Origin of the sequence: Streptomyces cacaoi (assembly GCF_006539165.1) — a bacterium.
GTDB lineage: Bacteria > Actinomycetota > Actinomycetes > Streptomycetales > Streptomycetaceae > Streptomyces > Streptomyces cacaoi.
The window spans coordinates 36,744-55,643 of record NZ_BJMM01000044.1 but is presented as its reverse complement, the minus strand read 5'-3'; the positions used below and the strand labels follow the sequence as shown (position 1 = coordinate 55,643).

16 protein-coding genes are annotated in these 18,900 nt (G+C 73.0%); 8 read left to right on the top strand and 8 right to left on the bottom strand.

The features are described from left to right. The coding region (locus tag SCA03_RS35320) for an MFS transporter (protein ID WP_371864001.1) at positions 1–441 on the top strand (441 nt) is incomplete at its 5' end. A gap of 137 nt (positions 442–578) precedes the next feature. Next, positions 579–2,186 (top strand): methionine--tRNA ligase, encoded by a 1,608-nt coding sequence (gene metG / locus SCA03_RS28340; RefSeq protein WP_030885858.1) that lies wholly within the window; start codon positions 579–581, stop codon positions 2,184–2,186. A gap of 194 nt (positions 2,187–2,380) precedes the next feature. On the opposite strand, the gene SCA03_RS28335 is transcribed toward metG, so the two are convergent. The 3 genes from SCA03_RS28335 to aspS all read right to left on the bottom strand — a co-directional run bounded on the left by SCA03_RS28335 (position 2,381) and on the right by aspS (position 4,783). Then, a complete protein-coding gene (locus SCA03_RS28335) occupies positions 2,381–2,635 on the bottom strand; it encodes a type II toxin-antitoxin system RelE family toxin (protein ID WP_030880725.1) in 255 nt (84 codons plus the stop codon). Beyond that, a complete protein-coding gene (locus tag SCA03_RS28330) occupies positions 2,635–2,883 on the bottom strand; it encodes a type II toxin-antitoxin system Phd/YefM family antitoxin (protein WP_030880728.1) in 249 nt (82 codons plus the stop codon). Before SCA03_RS28330 ends, SCA03_RS28335 begins: the two co-directional genes overlap by 1 nt. Before the next feature lie 124 nt (positions 2,884–3,007). Then, on the bottom strand, positions 3,008–4,783 hold the full coding sequence (aspS, locus tag SCA03_RS28325) for an aspartate--tRNA ligase (RefSeq protein WP_030885866.1): 1,776 nt from the start codon (positions 4,781–4,783) through the stop codon (positions 3,008–3,010). Between the two features lie 118 nt (positions 4,784–4,901). Between aspS and SCA03_RS28320 the strand changes: the two genes are divergently transcribed. Continuing rightward, positions 4,902–7,403 (top strand): ATP-binding SpoIIE family protein phosphatase, encoded by a 2,502-nt coding sequence (locus SCA03_RS28320; protein WP_051845995.1) that lies wholly within the window; start codon positions 4,902–4,904, stop codon positions 7,401–7,403. Between the two features lie 115 nt (positions 7,404–7,518). Here the strand turns inward: SCA03_RS28320 and SCA03_RS28315 are convergent, their stop codons facing one another. Continuing rightward, on the bottom strand, positions 7,519–8,070 hold the full coding sequence (locus SCA03_RS28315) for an SseB family protein (RefSeq protein ID WP_030880738.1): 552 nt from the start codon (positions 8,068–8,070) through the stop codon (positions 7,519–7,521). Between the two features lie 118 nt (positions 8,071–8,188). Here SCA03_RS28315 and SCA03_RS28310 point away from each other — a divergent pair, with 118 nt between their 5' ends. The 5 genes from SCA03_RS28310 to SCA03_RS28290 all read left to right on the top strand — a co-directional run bounded on the left by SCA03_RS28310 (position 8,189) and on the right by SCA03_RS28290 (position 14,129). Then, on the top strand, positions 8,189–10,015 hold the full coding sequence (locus tag SCA03_RS28310) for an acyl-CoA dehydrogenase (RefSeq protein ID WP_030880741.1): 1,827 nt from the start codon (positions 8,189–8,191) through the stop codon (positions 10,013–10,015). 121 nt (positions 10,016–10,136) lie between these two features. Beyond that, on the top strand, positions 10,137–11,429 hold the full coding sequence (locus SCA03_RS28305; RefSeq protein WP_030880744.1) for a M18 family aminopeptidase: 1,293 nt from the start codon (positions 10,137–10,139) through the stop codon (positions 11,427–11,429). A gap of 152 nt (positions 11,430–11,581) precedes the next feature. Beyond that, complete coding sequence (locus SCA03_RS28300; RefSeq protein WP_030880747.1) at positions 11,582–11,809, top strand: hypothetical protein; 228 nt, start codon at positions 11,582–11,584, stop codon at positions 11,807–11,809. A 207-nt stretch (positions 11,810–12,016) separates the two neighbouring features. Beyond that, positions 12,017–12,772, top strand: coding sequence for a YqeB family protein (locus SCA03_RS28295; RefSeq protein WP_212767378.1), 756 nt, complete (start codon positions 12,017–12,019; stop codon positions 12,770–12,772). 187 nt (positions 12,773–12,959) lie between these two features. After that, positions 12,960–14,129, top strand: a complete 1,170-nt coding sequence (locus SCA03_RS28290) for an FAD-dependent oxidoreductase (protein ID WP_086817157.1) — start codon at positions 12,960–12,962, stop codon at positions 14,127–14,129. Between the two features lie 134 nt (positions 14,130–14,263). Here SCA03_RS28290 and SCA03_RS28285 read toward each other — a convergent pair whose 3' ends face one another. From SCA03_RS28285 to SCA03_RS28270, 4 genes are all read right to left on the bottom strand, one after another. After that, a complete protein-coding gene (locus SCA03_RS28285; RefSeq protein ID WP_051845996.1) occupies positions 14,264–14,641 on the bottom strand; it encodes a hypothetical protein in 378 nt (125 codons plus the stop codon). A 161-nt stretch (positions 14,642–14,802) separates the two neighbouring features. Further along, on the bottom strand, positions 14,803–16,878 hold the full coding sequence (locus SCA03_RS28280) for a xanthine dehydrogenase family protein molybdopterin-binding subunit (RefSeq protein ID WP_086817163.1): 2,076 nt from the start codon (positions 16,876–16,878) through the stop codon (positions 14,803–14,805). A 91-nt stretch (positions 16,879–16,969) separates the two neighbouring features. Beyond that, positions 16,970–17,986: an FAD binding domain-containing protein gene (locus tag SCA03_RS28275; RefSeq protein ID WP_030880760.1), complete on the bottom strand. Its 1,017-nt coding sequence runs from the start codon at positions 17,984–17,986 to the stop codon at positions 16,970–16,972. Then, a complete protein-coding gene (locus tag SCA03_RS28270) occupies positions 17,983–18,717 on the bottom strand; it encodes a 2Fe-2S iron-sulfur cluster-binding protein (RefSeq protein WP_078873103.1) in 735 nt (244 codons plus the stop codon). Before SCA03_RS28270 ends, SCA03_RS28275 begins: the two co-directional genes overlap by 4 nt. Positions 18,718–18,900: the final 183 nt, after the last annotated feature.

The window sequence follows — 18,900 nt, the reverse complement described above, 5'->3', positions numbered from 1 at the left end:
TCCGCCGCCGGCGGGCGCGGCCACGCCCGGCTCGGCGCCCGCCGGTCCGTCGTCGCCGGCTTCCTGACCACCGCCGCCGGCTTCGCCACCCTGGCGGCGCTCACCCCCACCAGCCCGTATGCGCTCCTCGCGACCGGTCTGGCGCTCGCCGGGCTCGGCACCGGTTTCGCCGGCCCCTCCACCACGAGCACCGTGCTGAGCGCCGTACCGCCCCGGCGGGCCGGCATGGGCTCCGCGCTCAACGACACCCATCAACAGCTCGGCACCGCCCTCGGCATCGCGGGCCTGGGCGCGCTCCAGTCCGCGCTGGAGCGGGGCGCCCCGGCGGCGGCCGACGCCGCGCACCGGACCACCGGGGCGCTCACCGTCACCTTCCTCACGGCCGCGGCCTGCGCCGCCGCCGGAGCCCTCACCGCCGCCCTGACCCTGCGCCGCACCTGACCCGGGCCCCACCCGACGACCTGCCCGACGACCTGCCGGACACCTGGCCAGGGGGCCTGCCCGGGCCCGGTCCCGCGCCCGTCCACAGCGCGGAACGCGGGCGAGGCCGCGCCGGCGCGGCCGATAGGATTCAGGGCATGGCGGCCACTGGATCTGAGCAGGCGGGGCCGACGGCGTACTACGTCTCGACCCCCATCTACTACGTGAACGACGCTCCCCACCTGGGCCACGCCTATACGACCGTCGCAGGCGACGTGCTCACACGCTGGCACCGTCAGCGTGGCGAGAAGGTGTGGTACCTCACCGGCACGGACGAGCACGGTCAGAAGATCATGCGCACCGCGGAAGCCAACGGGGTCTCCCCGCAGGAGTGGTGCGACAAGCTCGTCGAGGAGGCGTGGAAGCCCCTCTGGGAGCACCTGAACATCGCGAACGACGACTTCATCCGCACGACGGAGCGGCGGCACACGGACCGCGTCCAGGAGTTCGTCCAGGATCTGTACGACCGGGGCGAGATCTACCAGGGCGGCTACGAGGGCCCCTACTGCGTGCCGTGCGAGGAGTACAAGACGTACGGCGAACTCCTCGACGGCGAAGGGGAGTTCGAGGGGCAGAAGCTGTGTCCCATCCACAAGAAGCCGGTGGAGATGCTCCAGGAGGAGAACTACTTCTTCAAGCTCTCCGCCTACGGCCCGAAGCTGCTGGAGCACTACGAGGCCAACCCGGACTTCATCCAGCCCGAATCCGCGCGCAACGAGGTCGTGCAGTTCGTCCGCCAGGGCCTGGAGGACCTGTCGATCTCCCGCTCGACGTTCGACTGGGGCGTCAAGATCCCCTGGGACGACAAGCACGTCATCTACGTGTGGATCGACGCCCTGCTCAACTACGCGACGGCCGTCGGCTACGGCTCCGACCGCCGCCGGTTCGACGAGACGTTCCCGGCGGACGTGCACCTCGTCGGAAAGGACATCCTCCGCTTCCACGCGGTGATCTGGCCGGCGATGCTCATGGCGAACGGGCTGCCGCTGCCCCGGCGCATCGCCGCCAACGGCTGGCTGATGGTCGGCGGCGAGAAGATGTCCAAGTCGAACCTGACGGGCATCTCACCGCAGGAGCTGACCGGCCACTTCGGCGTCGACGCCTACCGCTGGTACTTCCTGCGCGCCATCGCCTTCGGCCAGGACGGCTCCTTCTCCTGGGAGGACTTCTCCGCCCGCTACACCAGCGAGCTGGCGAACGACTACGGCAACCTCGCCTCCCGCGTCGCCGCCATGGTGAACAAGTACTTCGACGGCAAGCTGCCCGCGTCCGCGGCGCACGGCGAGGCCGAGCAGGCCGTCGTGGACGGGCTGGCCGGCGCCGTCCGCGAGGCCGACCGCAGGATCGGCGAGGAACTCGACTTCGCCGGCGGCATCGCCGCGATCTTCGACTTCATCAAGCAGGTCAACGGCTATCTGACGGAGCAGGCTCCGTGGAAGGTCGCCAAGGACACCTCCCCCGAGGCCCAGGCGCGGCTCGCGACGATCCTGTACACGGCCGCCGAGTCCCTGCGCGCCTGTGCGGTGCTGCTCAACCCGGTCATGCCCGAGACCAGCGCCAAGCTCTGGGACAGCCTCGGCGCCGAACCGTCCCTCGGCGCCCTCGCCGACCAGCGCATCTCCGAGGCCGCCGACTGGGGCCGCCTCCCGGCAGGTTCGACCGTCACCAAGGGCGCGGTCCTCTTCCCCCGCCTCGAAGAGAAGTAGGCCCCCGCGAACCCCGCACCCGCCGAGCCCCGCCCTCCCCGGGCGGGGCTCGCTCACGTTCGCTGCGGTGCGGTGCCTCGGGACGACAAGGTGGCAACCCGGTGATCGCACCGGACTTCACACGAAAGGGTGGACCCGAAACACACCTCGGGCCCGGAACGGGTCAACATTCCGGGCCCGAGGGGGAGTTGGGGTCAGCCGGGGATGCGGCCGAGGCTGGTCACCAGGATCCGTACGACGGCGTCCTCGATGACGTACAGGATCCGGTAGTCACCGACGTGCAGCCGTCTGATGTCCGTCCCGCCGAAGGCGAAGGAGCCGCGCGGGCGGGGGTTCTCACCGAGCAGATCGACGGCCTCGTACACCGCCTTGAGGCCCTGCGGGTCCTCCTGGAGGAAGCGGACGGCCGCATTCGTGGCCCGCGGCTGCCAGATGATCTCGTATGCCACTACCGCAGCCCCAGCATCCTTCCCACCTCTTCGTGGGAAGTGCCCGCCTCCAGCGTCCCCTCGGCCTTGCGGCGCTCGTACTCGGCGAGCGCCAGTGCGTCTTCGAAATCCTCTATGACCTGCGGCGACACCAGCAGCGCGGCCACGTGGCCGTGGTCGGTGAGGGCGATGGTCTCCCGCGAGTGCGCCGCCCGCCGCACGAGGTCACCGAGCTGGGACCGGGCGGCGCTGATGGCAATCTCCGTCATGGTTCACATGATGACTCAACATACATCTTGTGGTCAATTTGCCGGAGCCGTCGGCTCGGGCGGGGCTCCGGACACACCTCGGGCCCGGAACGGGTCAACGTTCCGGGCCCGAGGGGGAGTTGATTCAGGACTGCTTCACCTGCGGGGGCTTGCGGAGCGAGAGGTGGAGTTCGCGCAGGCGGGCGTCGTCGACCTCGCTGGGGGCGCCCATCAGCAGGTCCTGGGCGTTGCCGTTGAGCGGGAAGGCGATCGTCTCGCGGATGTTGGGCTCGTCGGCCAGCAGCATCACGATGCGGTCGATGCCGGGCGCGATGCCGCCGTGCGGCGGGGCGCCGAAGCGGAAGGCGCGGAGCATGCCGCCGAAGTCCCGCTCGACGTCCTCCCGGCTGTAGCCGGCGAGGGCGAACGCCTCGAACATGACCTCCGGCTCGTGGTTCCGGATGGCGCCCGAGGACAGCTCGACGCCGTTGCAGACGATGTCGTACTGCCACGCGAGGATCTCCAGCGGGTCCTTGGTGCGCAGCGCCTCCAGGCCGCCCTGGGGCATGGAGAACGGGTTGTGCGAGAAGCCGATCTCGCCGGTGTCCTCGTCCTTCTCGTACATCGGGAAGTCGACGATCCAGCAGAAGCGGAAGACGTTCTCCTCGAAGTGCCCGGCCCGCTTGGCGGCCTCGACCCGAACCGCGCCCATGATCTTCGAGACCTCGTCGAACTCGCCGGCGCCGAAGAACACCGCGTGCCCCGGCTTGAGTTCGAGCGCCTCGGTCAGCGCGCGGACGTCGTCCTCGGTGAGGAACTTGGCGATCGGGCCGGTGAGCGCGCCGTCGTCGCCGACGCGCACCCAGGCCAGGCCCTTGGCGCCCTGCTCGACGGCGAATTCGCCCAGGGAGTCGAAGAACTTGCGGGGCTGGGCCGCGGTGTCGGGCACGGCGAGGGCGCGTACGTGCTTGCCGGCGAACGCCTTGAAGTCCGAGCCCTCGAAGACGTCGGAGACGTCGGCCAGTTCGAGGCGGGCGCGCAGGTCCGGCTTGTCGGAGCCGTACTTGACCATGGCCTCGCGGAACGGGATCCGGGGGAACGGCGAGGTGACCTCGCGGCCCTCGCCCAGCTCCTGGAACAGCTCGGTCATCAGCGTCTCGATGACCTCGAAGACGTCCTCCTGCTCGACGAAGCTCATCTCCATGTCGAGCTGGTAGAACTCGCCCGGCGAGCGGTCGGCGCGGGCGTCCTCGTCCCGGAAGCAGGGCGCGATCTGGAAGTAGCGGTCGAAGCCGGCGATCATCAGCAGCTGCTTGAACTGCTGCGGCGCCTGCGGAAGGGCGTAGAACCGGCCGGCGTGCAGCCGGGAGGGGACCAGGAAGTCCCGGGCGCCCTCGGGCGAGGTGGCGGACAGGATGGGCGTGGCCATCTCGTTGAAGCCCTGGGCCACCATCTTTTCGCGGATCTTGGCGATGACCTGCGAGCGCAGCATGACGTTGCGGTGCATGCGCTCGCGGCGCAGGTCGAGGAAGCGGTACTCCAGGCGCTTCTCCTCGTTCACCCCGTCCTCGGTGTTGATCGTGAACGGGACCTGCTCGGCGCCGCCGATGACCTCCACCTGGGAGACCTCGACCTCGATCTCACCGGTGGGCAGCTCGGGGTTGATGTTCTCGTCGCCGCGCGCGGTGACCTTGCCGTCGACGCGCAGCACCGTCTCCTTCGAGAGCGAGCCGAGCTGTTCGCTGATCTCGCTGGACTCGTCACGCACGACGAGCTGGACGATGCCGTAGTGATCCCGCAGATCGATGAAGAGGATGCCGCCCAGGTTCCGGCGATTGTGCAGCCAGCCGCTCAGCCGGACGTCCTTGCCGACGTCCGAGGCGCGAAGCTCGCCGCAGGTGTGGGACCGGTACCGATGCATCATTCATCCAAGTCGTTCGGCTCAGGGGTCACAGAGGATCGCCCTTCAGCGTACCGCCCTCGAAGGAAGCCGCAGGACTCGTTTCCAGAACCAGAAGATGTCCGCATAAAGTGGTGCAATGCGCACCGATGATGTCCTGTCGGCCCTGGGTGCGGGGCTCTGGACCTGGGACAACGCCACGGGTCGCGTGACTCTCGACGCTCAGGCCGCTCACCTTCTCGGCCTCGCGGACGACGGCCTCGTCGACGGTGGCCCCGGGTCCGGTGGACCCGTCCGTGAGGTGTCCGGCACCGAGAGCAACGACGAGGGCACCCGCACCGTTTCGCCGAAGCCCACTCCCGGGGACGACGACGCGTGGCCGTACGCCTACCCGGCCGGAACCGTCCGCTCGCGCCTGCACGCGGTGGACTACATCGGCTTCCAGGGGAGCGTCACGCTGGCGCTGTCCGAGGAGACCACCGCCGAGATACTGCTGCGCGTCGTCGACCAGGACGGCGCGGTGATGCGCACCGTGCGCTGCATCGTCCACCCGCGCGACCCCGAGCACCCCGAGACAACGGTCCGTCCGGCACCGGTGGTCGGGCTGATCTACGAGGCCCCCGACTCGGGCACACTGCGGCCGGCACCGAAGACGCCGCAGCAGGAGGAGGACGAGGCCGCGGCCGAGCGCGACTGGCGCCGCAATCGCGAGGCGTTCCTCCTGGACACCGGGCGGGCCCTGGCCGAGGCGTACACCACGACCGAGGTGCTGCGGGTCGCCACGTCGCTGGCCATGCCCGGCTTCAGCCCCGACGCGCTGGCCGTCTTCTGTCTCTACCGCAACCAGCTCACCGTCTACGGCGCCCCGCACGGCAGCGCCGTCGCCGGTCTCGGCGGTGTTCCCACCCTCGGTTCGGGCGGCGCACGGGTGCGGCTGTCCGACGACGACCCCGCCGCCGAGGTCGTGCGCACCGGCCGCCCGATCTATCTGCTCAGCCCGCAGGAGTACGCCGCGCGCTTCCCCGAGGCCCGGCCCGCCGAGGCCCAACCGGGCGCCACCGCCTGGTCGTTCCTGCCGCTGCGGGTGGCCGGGCGCACCATCGGCGTGTGGATGGCGGCCTTCGCCCGGCCGGTGCCGTTCAGCCCGGACGAGCGCGCGGTGCTCACCACGGTGGCCCGGATGCTCGCCCAGTCGCTCTCGCGGGCCATGCTCAACGAGTCCGAGCGGGAGCTGTCGGCCGGGCTCCAGCGCACCATGCGTCCGGCGCGCAAGCCCGTCATCGCCGGCATGGAGCTGGCGGCGCGCTACATCCCGACCGGCGGCGGCCTCCAGATCGGCGGGGACTGGTACGACGTCATCCCGCTGCCGTCCGGCCGTACGGCGCTGGTGATCGGCGATGTGCAGGGCCACGACGTGCGCGCCGCCGGGATCATGGGCCAACTCCGGGTCGCCGTACGGGCGTACGCCTCCGAGGGGCACCGGCCGGACGCGGTGCTCGCCCGTGCCTCCCGGTTCCTGCACGGCATGAGCGGCGGCGACCCGGCCACGGCCTCGGCGCCTCCGTCCGAGCCGGCCGACGAGACCACCGCGCCCCCGGTGCCCGATCTCCCGACCGCGCTGCCCACCGCCGAGGACGACCCGGAGCGCTCCGACCCGCGCTTCGCCACCTGTCTGTACATCGAGGTCGATCCGGCCACCGGCGTCCTGGACGTGGCCCGCGCGGGCCATCCGGATCCGGCGGTGCAGATGCCGGACGGCCCGATGCTGGTGCGGCCCACGGCGGGCGGCCTCCCGCTGGGTGTCGAGCCGGACGCCGACTATCCGACGACCCGGCTCGTGCTGGAGCCCGGCGAGCGGCTGCTCATGTGCACCGACGGCCTCATCGAGACCGGCGGCCACGATCTGGAGACCGGCTGGGAGCGGGTCAGGGAGATCGTCGCCGAGCACGGGGACGCCGATCTGGAGGAGCTGGCCGACCATCTCGTCCAGATCGTGCACGAGCGCGAACGCCCGGAGGAGCAGCACCACCGGCCCGCGGGCCCGCTGCTGGACAGGCACGAGGACGACATCGCCCTGCTGTTGCTCTCCCCCAGCCCGTCCGCCGGTCCGCAGGGTCCGCCGGGCACCGTCGCCACCGCGGCGCGGCGCACGATGCTGACGATCGCGCAGGCCGAGCCGGACCGCATCGCCGAGGCCCGGCACCGGCTGCACGATCTGCTGCACGACTGGGCCGACCCGGAACAGGTCGACGGCGCGGTGCTGATGCTGTCGGAGATGCTCACCAACGTCCTGGTGCACACCGACGGCGACGCCCAGCTGCACGCGCAGATCATCTGCCCCCACGAGGCGGGGCCGGAGGGCATCGAGGCCGGGCCCCGCGTCCTGCGCGTCCGGGTCGCCGACACCAGCGACGAACTGCCGCACCGCCGCAGCCCGGGCGAGCTGGCGTCCTCGGGCCGCGGTCTGATGCTGCTGGGCATGCTGGCCGACCGGTGGGGCGTCGAGCCGCGCGGCGAGGGCAAGTTGATCTGGTTCGAGATCACCGAGACGAACCCGGAGAAGAACGAGGGCGGGGACGACGCGGTGACGGAGACGGGCGTCGGCGCCGGGCCCGGGCGCCGCGGGGCACAGGGCCCGTAGGCGTGCTCCACGGGTGGGGCGGGAGGGGCGGGCCCGGGCAGGGGCGGGGCAGGACGGCGGCGACGGGAGGACGCCGGGGAGGGATACGGCGGGTGCTGCTGCGGGTGCTGCGGGGTCAGCCGTACATGCGCCGCATCGCGTAGTCCACCATCTCCTCGACGGCCTTGGCGTCGAAGACGACCCGGTGCTCGCCCTCCATGTCGAGCACGAACCCGTAGCCCGAGGGCAGCAGGTCCAGCACCTCGGCCCCGGTGATCACGAAGTACTTGGACTCCTTGCCGGCGTAGGCGCGCAGTTCCTTGAGCGTGCTGAACATGGGGATGACCGGCTGCTGGGTGTTGTGCAGCGCGAGGAAGCCGGGGGTGTCACCGCGCGGGCAGTACACCTTGGAGTTGGAGAAGATCCCCTGGAAGTCCTCGGAGGACATCGAGCCCGTGGTGAAGGCGCGGATGGCCTCCTGGAGGGACGGCGGCGAGGGCTCCGGGTAGAGCGGCTGCTGCTGGGCGTGCTGCTGCGGCCCGGGCTGACCGTACGGCGCCCCCTGCTGCGCTCCGTACGGTGGCGGAGGCGGGGCCTGCTGGTGGTGGCCCTGCTGACCGGGGTGCCCGGCGTGGGGGTAGCCGTGCCCCTGGCCTGCGGAGGCGCCGGTCTGGTCGTAGCCGTACATACGTCAGAGCGTAACGAGTCACAGAACCCGGGTGAGGGGTTGCTTGTTATTACCGGCGGGTAGCATCATCGGTGGGAACTACTGACAAGTACGAGCGAGCCGATACGGAGCCGTCGCCATGGGGCATTACAAGTCGAATCTCCGCGACATCGAGTTCAACCTCTTCGAGGTCCTCGGGCGTGACACGGTGTACGGCACCGGACCGTTCGCCGAGATGGACGTCGAGACCGCCAAGAACGTGCTGAGCGAGATCGCCCGGCTCGCGGAGAACGAGCTGGCGGCCTCCTACGAGGAAGGCGACCGCACGCCCCCGGTGTTCGACCCGGAGACCAGCACGGCGCCGGTCCCCGCCGCCTTCAAGAAGAGCTACCAGGCGTACATGGACGCCGAGTGGTGGCGGCTGGGCATCCCGGAGGAGATCGGCGGCACCACCGCGCCGCGCTCTTTGCTGTGGGGCTTCGCCGAGACGATCCTGGGCGCCAACCCGGCCGTGTGGATGTACGCCTCCGGCCCGGCCTTCGCCGGTGTGCTGCACGAGGAGGGCACCGAGGAGCAGCACCGCATCGCCGAGCACATGGCCGAGAAGCAGTGGGGCTCCACGATGGTGCTCACCGAGCCGGACGCCGGCTCCGACGTGGGCGCCGGCCGCACCAAGGCCGTCAAGCAGGAGGACGGCTCCTGGCACATCGAGGGCGTGAAGCGGTTCATCACCTCCGGTGAGCACGACATGTCCGAGAACATCGTCCACTTCGTGCTCGCCCGGCCCGAGGGCCACGGCCCGGGCACCAAGGGGCTGTCGCTGTTCATCGTCCCGAAGTACGACTTCGACTGGGAGACCGGTGAGCTGGGCGAGCGCAACGGCGTCTACGCCACCAACGTCGAGCACAAGATGGGCCTGAAGGTCTCCAACACCTGCGAGATGACCTTCGGCGCCAACCGGCCCGCGAAGGGCTGGCTGCTCGGTGAGAAGCACGACGGCATCCGGCAGATGTTCAAGATCATCGAGTTCGCCCGGATGATGGTCGGCACGAAGGCGATCGCCACCCTGTCCACCGGCTACCTCAATGCCCTGGAGTACGCCAAGGACCGCGTGCAGGGCGCCGATCTGGCGCAGTTCACCGACAAGACCGCGCCCCGCGTCACCATCACCCACCACCCGGACGTGCGCCGCTCGCTGCTGACGCAGAAGGCGTACGCCGAGGGCATGCGCGCGCTGGTGCTCTACACCGCCGCCGTCCAGGACGAGGTCATCGTCAAGGAGCACAACGGCGAGGACGCCTCCGCCGCGCGCCGGCTGAACGATCTGCTGCTGCCGATCGTCAAGGGCTACGGCTCGGAGAAGTCCTACGAGCAGCTGGCGCAGTCGCTCCAGACGCTGGGCGGCTCCGGGTACCTCCAGGAGTACCCGATCGAGCAGTACATCCGGGACTCCAAGATCGACACCCTCTACGAGGGCACCACCGCGATCCAGGGCCAGGACTTCTTCTTCCGCAAGGTCGTCCGCGATCAGGGGCAGGCGCTCACCGCGCTCTCCGAGGAGATCAAGAAGTTCCTCGCCGAGGCGCAGGGCGGCGAGGAGCTGGCCCCGGCACGGGAGCAGCTCGCCAAGGCCGCCGGGGAGCTGGAGGCCATCGTCGGCACCATGCTCACCGACCTGGCCGCCACCGAGCAGGACGTGAAGTCCATCTACAAGGTGGGGCTCAACACCACCCGGTTCCTGATGGCCTCCGGTGACGTCGTCGTCGGCTACCTGCTGCTGCGGGGCGCCGCCGTGGCCGCCGGGAAGCTGGCGTCCGCGTCCGCGAAGGACGTGCCGTTCTACCAGGGCAAGATCGCGGCGGCGAAGTTCTTCGCGTCCTCGGTGCTGCCGATGGTCACCGTCCAGCGGGAGATGGCCGACTCCGTCGACCTGTCCGTCATGGAGCTGGACGAAGCGGCGTTCTGACGTACCGCCGCGACCGTGGGCGGGGCCCTTCCCCCTCGGGGCCCCGCCCACCGCGCATGCCGCCGTACGGCCCCGCCGGTGTGGGTGTTTGGGCCGTCTTGGGCCGCCGTATGGTGGGGGTATGAGCGATGCCAAGGTGTTCGGGGACGGCCATACCGATGGCCTGATGTCCTTTCTCTCCGCCAGCCCTTCGCCCTACCACGCGGTGGTGAACGCGGCGGCGCTGCTGGAGAAGGCGGGCTTCCGTCAGGTGCGGGAGACCGACGCCTGGGACGCCGCGGCGGGCGGCAGGTACGTGCTGCGCGGCGGCGCGCTCATCGCCTGGTACGTGCCGGAGGGTGCCGACGCCGCGACGCCGTTCCGGATCGTGGGCGCCCACACCGACTCGCCCAATCTGCGGGTCAAGCCCGTGCCGGACACCGGCGCGCAGGGCTGGCGGCAGATCGCCGTCGAGGTGTACGGCGGCACGCTGCTCAACACCTGGCTCGACCGTGATCTCGGCCTCAGCGGCCGGCTCACCCTGCGGGACCGCTCCACGCGGCTGGTGAACGTCGACCGGCCGCTGCTGCGGGTGCCGCAGCTGGCCATCCACCTCGACCGGCAGGTCAACGACGGGCTCAAGCTGGAGCGGCAGCGGCACATGACGCCCGTGTGGGGCCTGGGGCAGCCGCGTGAGGGCGATCTGATGGCCTTCCTCGCCGAGGAGGAGGGGCTGGCACCGGAGGACGTCACCGGCTGGGACCTGATGGTGCACAGCGTCGAGCCGCCCGCCCGGCTCGGCCGGGACAGGGAGTTCGTCGCCGGTCCCCGGATGGACGATCTGCTGTCCGTGCACGCCGGCGCCCAGGCCCTCGCGGCCGTCGCCGAGGGCTCGGCGCAGCCGGGCTGCATCCCGGTGCTCGCCGCCTTCGACCACGAGGAGAACGGCAGCCAGTCGGACACCGGCGCGCAGGGCCCGCTGCTGGGCACCGTGCTGGAGCGCTCGGTGTTCGCGCGCGGCGGGAGCCAGGAGGACCGGGCGCGGGCCTGGGCCGGCACCGTGTGCCTCTCCTCCGACACCGGGCACGCCGTCCACCCCAACTACGTGGAGCGGCACGAGCCGGGGCACCACCCGATGCCCAACGGCGGGCCGATCCTCAAGGTCAACGTCAACCAGCGCTATTCGACGGACGGTTCGGGCCGGGCGCTGTTCGCCGAGGTGTGCGAGCGGGCCGGGGTGCCCTGGCAGAGCTTCGTCTCGCACAACGACATGCCGTGCGGGACGACGATCGGGCCCATCACGGCGGCCCGGCACGGCATCACCACCGTCGACATCGGGGTGGCGATCCTCTCCATGCACTCCGCGCGGGAGCTGTGCGGCGCCAAGGACCCGTATCTGCTGGCCAATTGCCTCCGGGAGTTCCTGGCGGAGTGAGCCGGTGCCGGGCATGGGCGCCCGGCGCCGGGGGTACCCGCGACCGGTCAGCGAACCGGTCCGGGCAGCCACCTCGCTCCGGGCCGGGGACCCGGTCCGAGCGGCCCGCGGCCCGCGTACGGGCCGCCCGGCCGCCCTTGGAGGCATCACTCATGGGCATCGTCGTCTGTATCGGCATGATGGCCGCGGGCGCGATCCTGACCCTCGCGGTCGACTGGGACGTCAGCGGCTTCAACCTCGACGTGGCAGGGATCGTGCTGCTTCTCGTCGGCATCATCGGGCTGTGCTCGTACATCAGCATCCTCAAGCGGCGGCGTGTGCAGCCGCCGTCCCCCGGTGCGCCGGTGATCGAGGAAGTCAACAAGCACCACTGGGAATGATCCCGGGCCCGGCTCCCGCCGGTGTGCCCGGCGTCTGATCACCGTCCGGCCGGCGCGGTGCCGCCGTCTCCCGGCCGCTGTGCGCATACCTCCGTCGCCCCGGCGTAGACCTTCGGCTGACGCGCCGCCGGTCCCGCGCCGCCCACACTCGTGAGCGGAACGGCCCGGGACGGACGGGCGGACAGGCGGACAGGAGGGGCCCGACGGATGGAGCGGGAGAGCGGCGCCGGGCGGAAGGCGCACGGCCCGAGGGAGGCGATCGGCGCGGACGGCGCGATCGGCGCGGACGGCGGGCGGGAGACCGTGGTGGCGCAGGGCGCCTGGTTCGTCCCGGTGTTCACCGTCGCCGGCGGCGCGGCCGGCTTTCTGGCGAAGCTGCTCGCGCAGTGGCTGGTGACGCTGCCCTGGGCGCCGCTGAAGGGCCCCGCCGAGCTGCTCTCCTCGGCGCCGGAGCCGTGGCGCACGCTCGGGGCCGTCGCCCTCGGTGCGGTGGCCGGGCTCGTCCTGGCGCTGATCGGGCTGCACGAGTCGCTCACCGTCCGCGTCCGCGACGACGCCGTGGCGCTCACGGTCGAGGACGAGCACCGCACCGTGCCGCGCGACCGGATCGCGCTCGCCTTCCTCGACGGCAAGCAGCTCGTCCTCCAGGCGCCCGACGGCTCGGAGCCCGCGCGGGAGAAGTGCGACCTGGACGCCGGCCGGCTCGCCCGCGCCTTCGCCGCGCACGGCTACCGGTGGGCCGACGAGGACCCGCACGGGGACGCCTTCCGCCGCTGGGTCCCCGGCACCCCCGGCCTGCCGCCCGGCGCCGACGCCCTGCTGCGGGCCCGCGCCCGCGCGCTGGAGCAGAGCGGGGGCGCCGGGGATGTGCGGGAGCTGCGCGAGGAGTTGGGCAGGTCGGGCGTCGTCGTACGGGACACGAAGAAGCGGCAGTACTGGCGGCTCGCGCCTCCTGTGGAGTGAGGGGGCCGGGGCGCGCAGGTGCGCGGACTCACAAGCGCGCGGGTGCGTGCGCGGTGTGTGCCGGGTGGATGTCACGTTTCGGGGTGGGGGCTCCGTCGTAGGGGTGCGGGCGGCGCGGCGACGGCGGCGGCGCCCGGCAGGCACCGCCCGGGCCGTCCCGGGCCCGCACACCAGCGAGGAGCGCACCATGCCCCAACTGACCGTCGTCGGCGGCGGGTTCGCCGGACTCGTGGCGGCGCTGTCGGCCGCGGAGGCCGGCGCGGACGTCACCCTGTACGAGGCGCACCGCGCGCTCGGGGGCCGGGCCCGGACCGCCGACGGCCCCTACCGGACGAACGACGGGCCGCACGCCCTCTACTCCGGTGGCCCGCACCGGAGTTGGCTGCGGCGGCGCGGGCTGCTGCGCCCGGTGGCCTCGGTGCCGCCGGGCGAGGGGCTGCGGGCGCGGTACCGCCGGGGCGGGGACGGCGGGGTGCTGCGCCGGACGCCGCCCCTGGGCCTGCTGCGGCTGCGCCGGGCGACGGGCGCGCCCGTGGGGATGCCGTATCTGGAGTGGGCGGCCCGGCAGACGGACGAGGCGACGGCGCGGGCCGCCGCGCACTTCGCCGCCGTGGCCACGTTCCACCACGCGCCGGGCGAGCTGTCGGCGGCGTTCACCCACGAACGGATGCGCCGCGCCTCGGCGTTGCCGCCGGAGGCGCGCTACCCGCGGGGCGGCTGGGGCCCGCTCGTCGGACGCATGGCCCGGCTGGCGCGGGAGCGCGGGGTGCGGATCGAGACCTCGGCGCGCGTCGACCGGCTCGACGAGGCGCTGCGCCGGGGCCCCGTCGTCGTCGCCACCTCGCTGGACGCGGCGCGTGGGCTGCTGGGCGACGACGCGCTGCGCTGGCCGAGCGGCCGGACGGCGCTGCTGGACGTGGCGCTGGAGCGGCGGCGCGGTGACGCGTTCCTGATCTCCGATCTGGAGGCGCCGGGCTGGGTCGAGCGGTTCACCGCGGTGGACCGCACGCTGGCGCCGGAGGGCAGCTCGCTGGTGCAGGCGCAGTTCCCGATGTTCCCGGGCGAGAGCCGCGCGGACGCCGTCCGCCGCGGGGAGCACCTGCTCGACCTGGGGTTTCCCGACTGGCGCTGCCGGGTGCTGCACCGCCGGGAGGCCACGGCGGACGGCCGCACCGGCGCCGTCGACGAGCCCGGCACGAGCTGGCGTGACCGCCCGCGGATCGACCGGGGCGAGGGCGTCTTCCTCGCCGGGGACCAGGTCGCGGCGCCCGGCGTGCTCAGCGAGGTCTCCTTCACCAGCGCGTGCCGCGCCGTCCGGCTGGCCCTGGCGCACGCCTCCCGCCCGGCGCCGGCCTGAGCCGGGCTGCCGCACGGCCCGGCGCCCCGACGGGGGTGGGGCGCCGGGCGGCGCTCCGGCGACGGAACGCCGCGGGCCCCGCACCGACCCGGGTCGGTGCGGGGCCCTTCGAGAGCGGGGTGCGCCCCGCGGGGTCAGCAGTGGTTGGGGACCCCGGCGTGCTTGTCGCCCTTGAAGTAGACGGCGGGGACGTAGCCGGCGCCGCCCTTGTTGAGGGCGATCTTGATCCACACGTTGTTGGTGACGCCGTTGTCGGTGACGGTGGCGCCCTCGGTCCAGCACAGCGCCGGGTAGGTGTAGCCGGGCCGGACCTCGCTGAGCATCCTCTTGTCGCTGAAGTTCGGGTGCCGCAGGACGCCGGCGGTGTCGTACGCCTTGACGTTGGTGGTCTTGGCGACGGCGGCGGCCGGGGCACCGGTGACGGCGGAGGCACCGGAGGCGCCGGTGACGGCGGCTCCCGCGAACCCGGCGACGGCGAGTGCGGTGGCGGCGATGCGGAGCTTGGTGCGCATGATCGTCCTTCCGTTGGGTCGGCGGAGCGCGTCCCCCGTATGAGCCGCGCTCCGTGGACTCCACTCAACCGCCGCCGCGGGCCCGCCGGTACCTGTGATCTCTCAGGGGCGTACGGGCGCGCGACGGTGGCGCGGAAGGCGTTGACCAGCGCCGGAGCCGCTCAGCGGGCCGGCACGCGCAGGTCCGCGCCCACCCGGTCCGGGGTGTGCGGCAGGGTGCGGTGGCGGACGCCGGTGGCGTGGTGGAGGGCGTTGGTGAAGGCGGCCGCGGTGCCGACGATGCCGATCTCGCCGATGCCCTTGCCGCCCACAGGGGTGAGGTGCGGGTCCTCCTCGGCGAGCCAGTGGGCCTCGAACTGCTCGGGGACGTCGGCGCAGGACGGCACGTGGTAGCTCGCCAGGTCCGTCTCGACGAAGCCGCCGGTGGCCCGGTCGATGCTGCTGTGCTCGGTGAGCGCCATACCGAGGCCCATCGTCATGCCGCCCAGGAACTGGGAGCGGGCCAGGCGGGCGTTGAGGATCCGGCCGGCGGCGAAGACACCGAGCAGCCGCCGGGTGCGGACCTCGCCGGTGACGGTGTCGGCCTGCACCTCGGCGAAGACCGCGCCGAACGCGTGCCGGGCGTAGTCCTCGCGGGCCTGGACGTCGGCGGTGGTGTCGACGGTGGCGACGCTGCTGCCCGAGGTGCGCAGTTCGGTGCAGGCCGCGTGCACCGCCCAGCCCCAGGAGGCGGTGCCGGAGGAGCCGCCGGCCAGCGGCGCGTCGGGCAGATCGCTGTTGCCGATGTCGATACGGACGGCCTGCGGCCCGACGCCGAGCGCCTCGGCGGCGACCTGGGCGAGCACGGTGCGCGCTCCGGTGCCGATGTCGGTGGCGTTGATCCGGACGTGGAAGGTGCCGTCGTCGCGGGCCTCGGCGGTGGCGGTGGAGGGCGCCAGGAGCGCCGGGTAGGTGGAGGCGGCGACGCCGGTGCCGATCAGCAGGTCGCCGGAGCGCCGGACGCCGGGGCGCGGGTCGCGGTCGGCCCAGCCGAAGAGCCGGGCGCCCTCGCGCAGGCAGTCGGCGAGGCGGCGGCTGCTGAACGGCTTACCGGTCTGCGGCTCGACGTCGGGTTCGTTGCGCAGCCGCAACTCGATGGGGTCCATGCCGAGTTCGACGGCGAGTTCGTCCATGGCGGCCTCCAGCGCGTACATGCCGGGGGCCTCGCCGGGTGCGCGCATCCAGGACGGGGTGGGCACGTCGAGCGCGGCGACCCGGTGCCGGGTGCGGCTCGCGGTGGAGGCGTACATGGTGCGGGCCGGCACCGCGGCCTGTTCCACGAACTCCTTGACGGTGGAGGTGTGGGTGACGACGTCGTGATCGACGGCGGTCAGCCGTCCCTCGGCGTCGGCGCCGAGGCGTACCCGCTGGAGGGTGGGCGCCCGGTGCCCGGTGACGAACGGCAGGTGGCGGCGGGGCAGCACGACCTTGACGGGCCGGCCGGTGTGCCGGGAGGCCATGGCGGCGAGCACGACGTGCGGGCGCGGGGTGCCCTTGTTGCCGAAGCCGCCGCCGACGTGTTCGGAGACGACGGTGACCCGCGCGGTGTCGAGGGAGAACAGCGCGGCGAGGGTGTCGCGCACCGGGGTGGCGCCCTGGCTGGAGTCGTGGGCGACCAGCCGGGCGCCCTCCGGCCCCTCGGTCCATTCGGCGGTGGCGGCGTGCGGCTCCATGGGGTGGTTGTGCAGCGGGGGGATGGCGTACAGGACGTCGACGGTGTGGTGGGCGGCGGCCAGCTCGCTCTCGACGTCGCCGCGCGACGTGGCGCCCGCCGCACCGCCGTTGGCCTCGTCCGGCTGGTACAGCCCCGGGTGGTCGTCGTGGATGCGTACGTCGTGCGGTTCCTCGGCGTACTCGATGCGCACGGCCTCGGCCATGGCCTGGGCCGTCTCGGGGGTCTCGGCGACGGCGAGCGCGACGTGCCAGCCGCGGTGCGGCACCCACTCGTCCTGGAGCACGTCGAGGGTGGCGTCGTCGGGTTCGGTGATGCGGGGCGCGTTCTCGTGGGTGAGGACGGCGAGCGCGCCCTCCATGGCCAGGGCGTCCGTGGCGTCGATCCCGGTGATCCGGCCGCGGGCGACGGTCGCGGGGACGGGCCGGCCGTAGGCGCAGCCGGGCGGGGTCCATTCGGCGGCGTAGCGGGCGCTGCCCTCGGTCTTGTCCCAGCCCTCCAGGCGGGGGACGCCCGCGCCGAGCACGGTGAGCGGGGCCGAGCCGTCGGGTCCGCCGGGGCCCTGGGGGCCTTCGGGGCCTGCCGGGACTTCGTGGTCGTTCACTGCGTCGTCCTCCTCACGCCCGCTGCGGGCTGGTCCCGTCCGCGCCGCCCTCGGCGAGCGCGGTGAGCATGTGCACGGCCAGGCTGCGGGCCAGCGACACCTTGAAGGCGTTGCCCGACAGCGGCCTGGCCGCGGCGAGTTCGGCCTCGACGGCCCGGCTGCACGCCTCGGTGGTGAGCGGCGCCCCCGTCAGCAGTTCCTCGGCGGTCCTGGCCCGCCACGGCCGGTGCGCGAGCCCGCCGAAGGCGAGCGCGACATGCCGCACCGTCCCGTCCTGTGCCCGGGCGAGGACGACGGCGACGGAGGCGAGCGCGAAGGCGTAGCTGGCGCGCTCGCGTGCCTTGCGGTAGGCGGAGCGCGCCCCGGCGGGCGGGGGCGGCACGGTGACGGAGACGATCAGTTCGCCGGGCCGCAGCACGGTGTCCTGGTGCGGGTCGTCGCCGGGCAGCCGGTGGAAGTCGGCGGCGGGCACCGTGCGGCGCCCCTCTGGGCCGAGGAGTTCGACCTCGGCGTCGAGCGCGGCGAGCGCGACGGCCATGTCGGAGGGGTGGGTGGCGACGCAGTCGTCGGAGTGGCCGAGGACGGCCATGTCGCGGTGCGAGCCGTGCAGCGCGGAGCAGCCGCTGCCGGGTTCGCGCTTGTTGCAGGGCACCGAGGTGTCCTGGAAGTAGGGGCAGCGGGTGCGCTGGAGGAGGTTGCCGCCGGTGGTGGCGGCGTTGCGCAGCTGCCCGGAGGCGCCGGCCAGCAGGGCCTGGGAGAGCACGGGGTGGTCGCGGCGCACGGCGGGGTGTGCGGCGAGGTCGCTGTTGCGTACTGCGGCGCCGACGCGCAGTCCGCCGTCGACGGTGTGCTCGACGCGGTCCAGCGGCAGCCCGCTGACGTCGATGAGGTGTTCGGGGCGTTCCACGCCGAGCTTCATCAGGTCGACGAGGTTGGTGCCGCCGGCCAGATAGCGGGCGCCGGGCCGGGCCGCGTAGGAGGAGACGGCCTGTTCGGGGGTGGCGGCACGCTCGTAGGTGAAGGGTTTCACCGGGCCACCTCCCCGGCGTCCGCCGGCCTGCCGGCATCGGTGGAGGTCCCGGTGGAGGTCCCGGTGCCGTCGGCGCCGACGGCACCGGCGACGTCCTCGACGGCCTCCACGATGTGCACATAGGCCCCGCACCGGCACAGGTTCCCGCTCATGCGCTCGCGGATCTCCGCCCGGCTCAGCCCGGCCGGCCCGGTGGGCTCCGCGCCGGGCGGGGTGACGTACGAGGGGAACCCGGCCTCCGCCTCGGCGAGCATGCCGACGGCCGAACACAGCTGGCCCGGTGTGCAGTAGCCGCACTGGAAGGCGTCCCGGTTCCGGAACGCCTCCTGGAGCGGGTGCGAGGCGCGGGCCCCGTCCTGCCCGGCGAGGCCGTCCTGCCCGGCGAGCCCCTCGACGGTGGTGATCCGCGCCCCGTCCTGGGTGACGGCCAGCAGCAGGCAGCTGTTCAGCCGCCGCCCCTCGACGAGGACCGTGCAGGCGCCGCACTGGCCGTGGTCGCAGCCCTTCTTGGTGCCGGTCAGCCCGAGCCGCTCGCGCAACACGTCCAGCAGGGACGCGCGGTGGTCGGCGGTGACGGTGTGGGCGGTGCCGTTGACGAGGAGGGTGAGCGGGGACTCCAGCGAGGTCGCGGAGTTGGTGGGGGCCTGGGACGTGGGCCGTCCGGCCGCCGGTGCGGCGGTGGCGCCCGGGGGGTCTGCGGGGTTCGGTCGGGCTGACGATGCGTTCTCCACGGTGGCCTGCCTGCCTCTCTCGCTTGCTCTGCTGTGCCTCGGTCCGACTCGGTGCGGCTCGCTCCGGCTCGCTGTGGTGCGCTCCGGCTCGCGCTGACTCGCTCCGACTCGGCCGCGGTGGGGCCCTGCCGCCTCGGGCCGGGCCCGGTCCCGGTTCGGTTCCGGCCCGATCCCGGCTCGGTT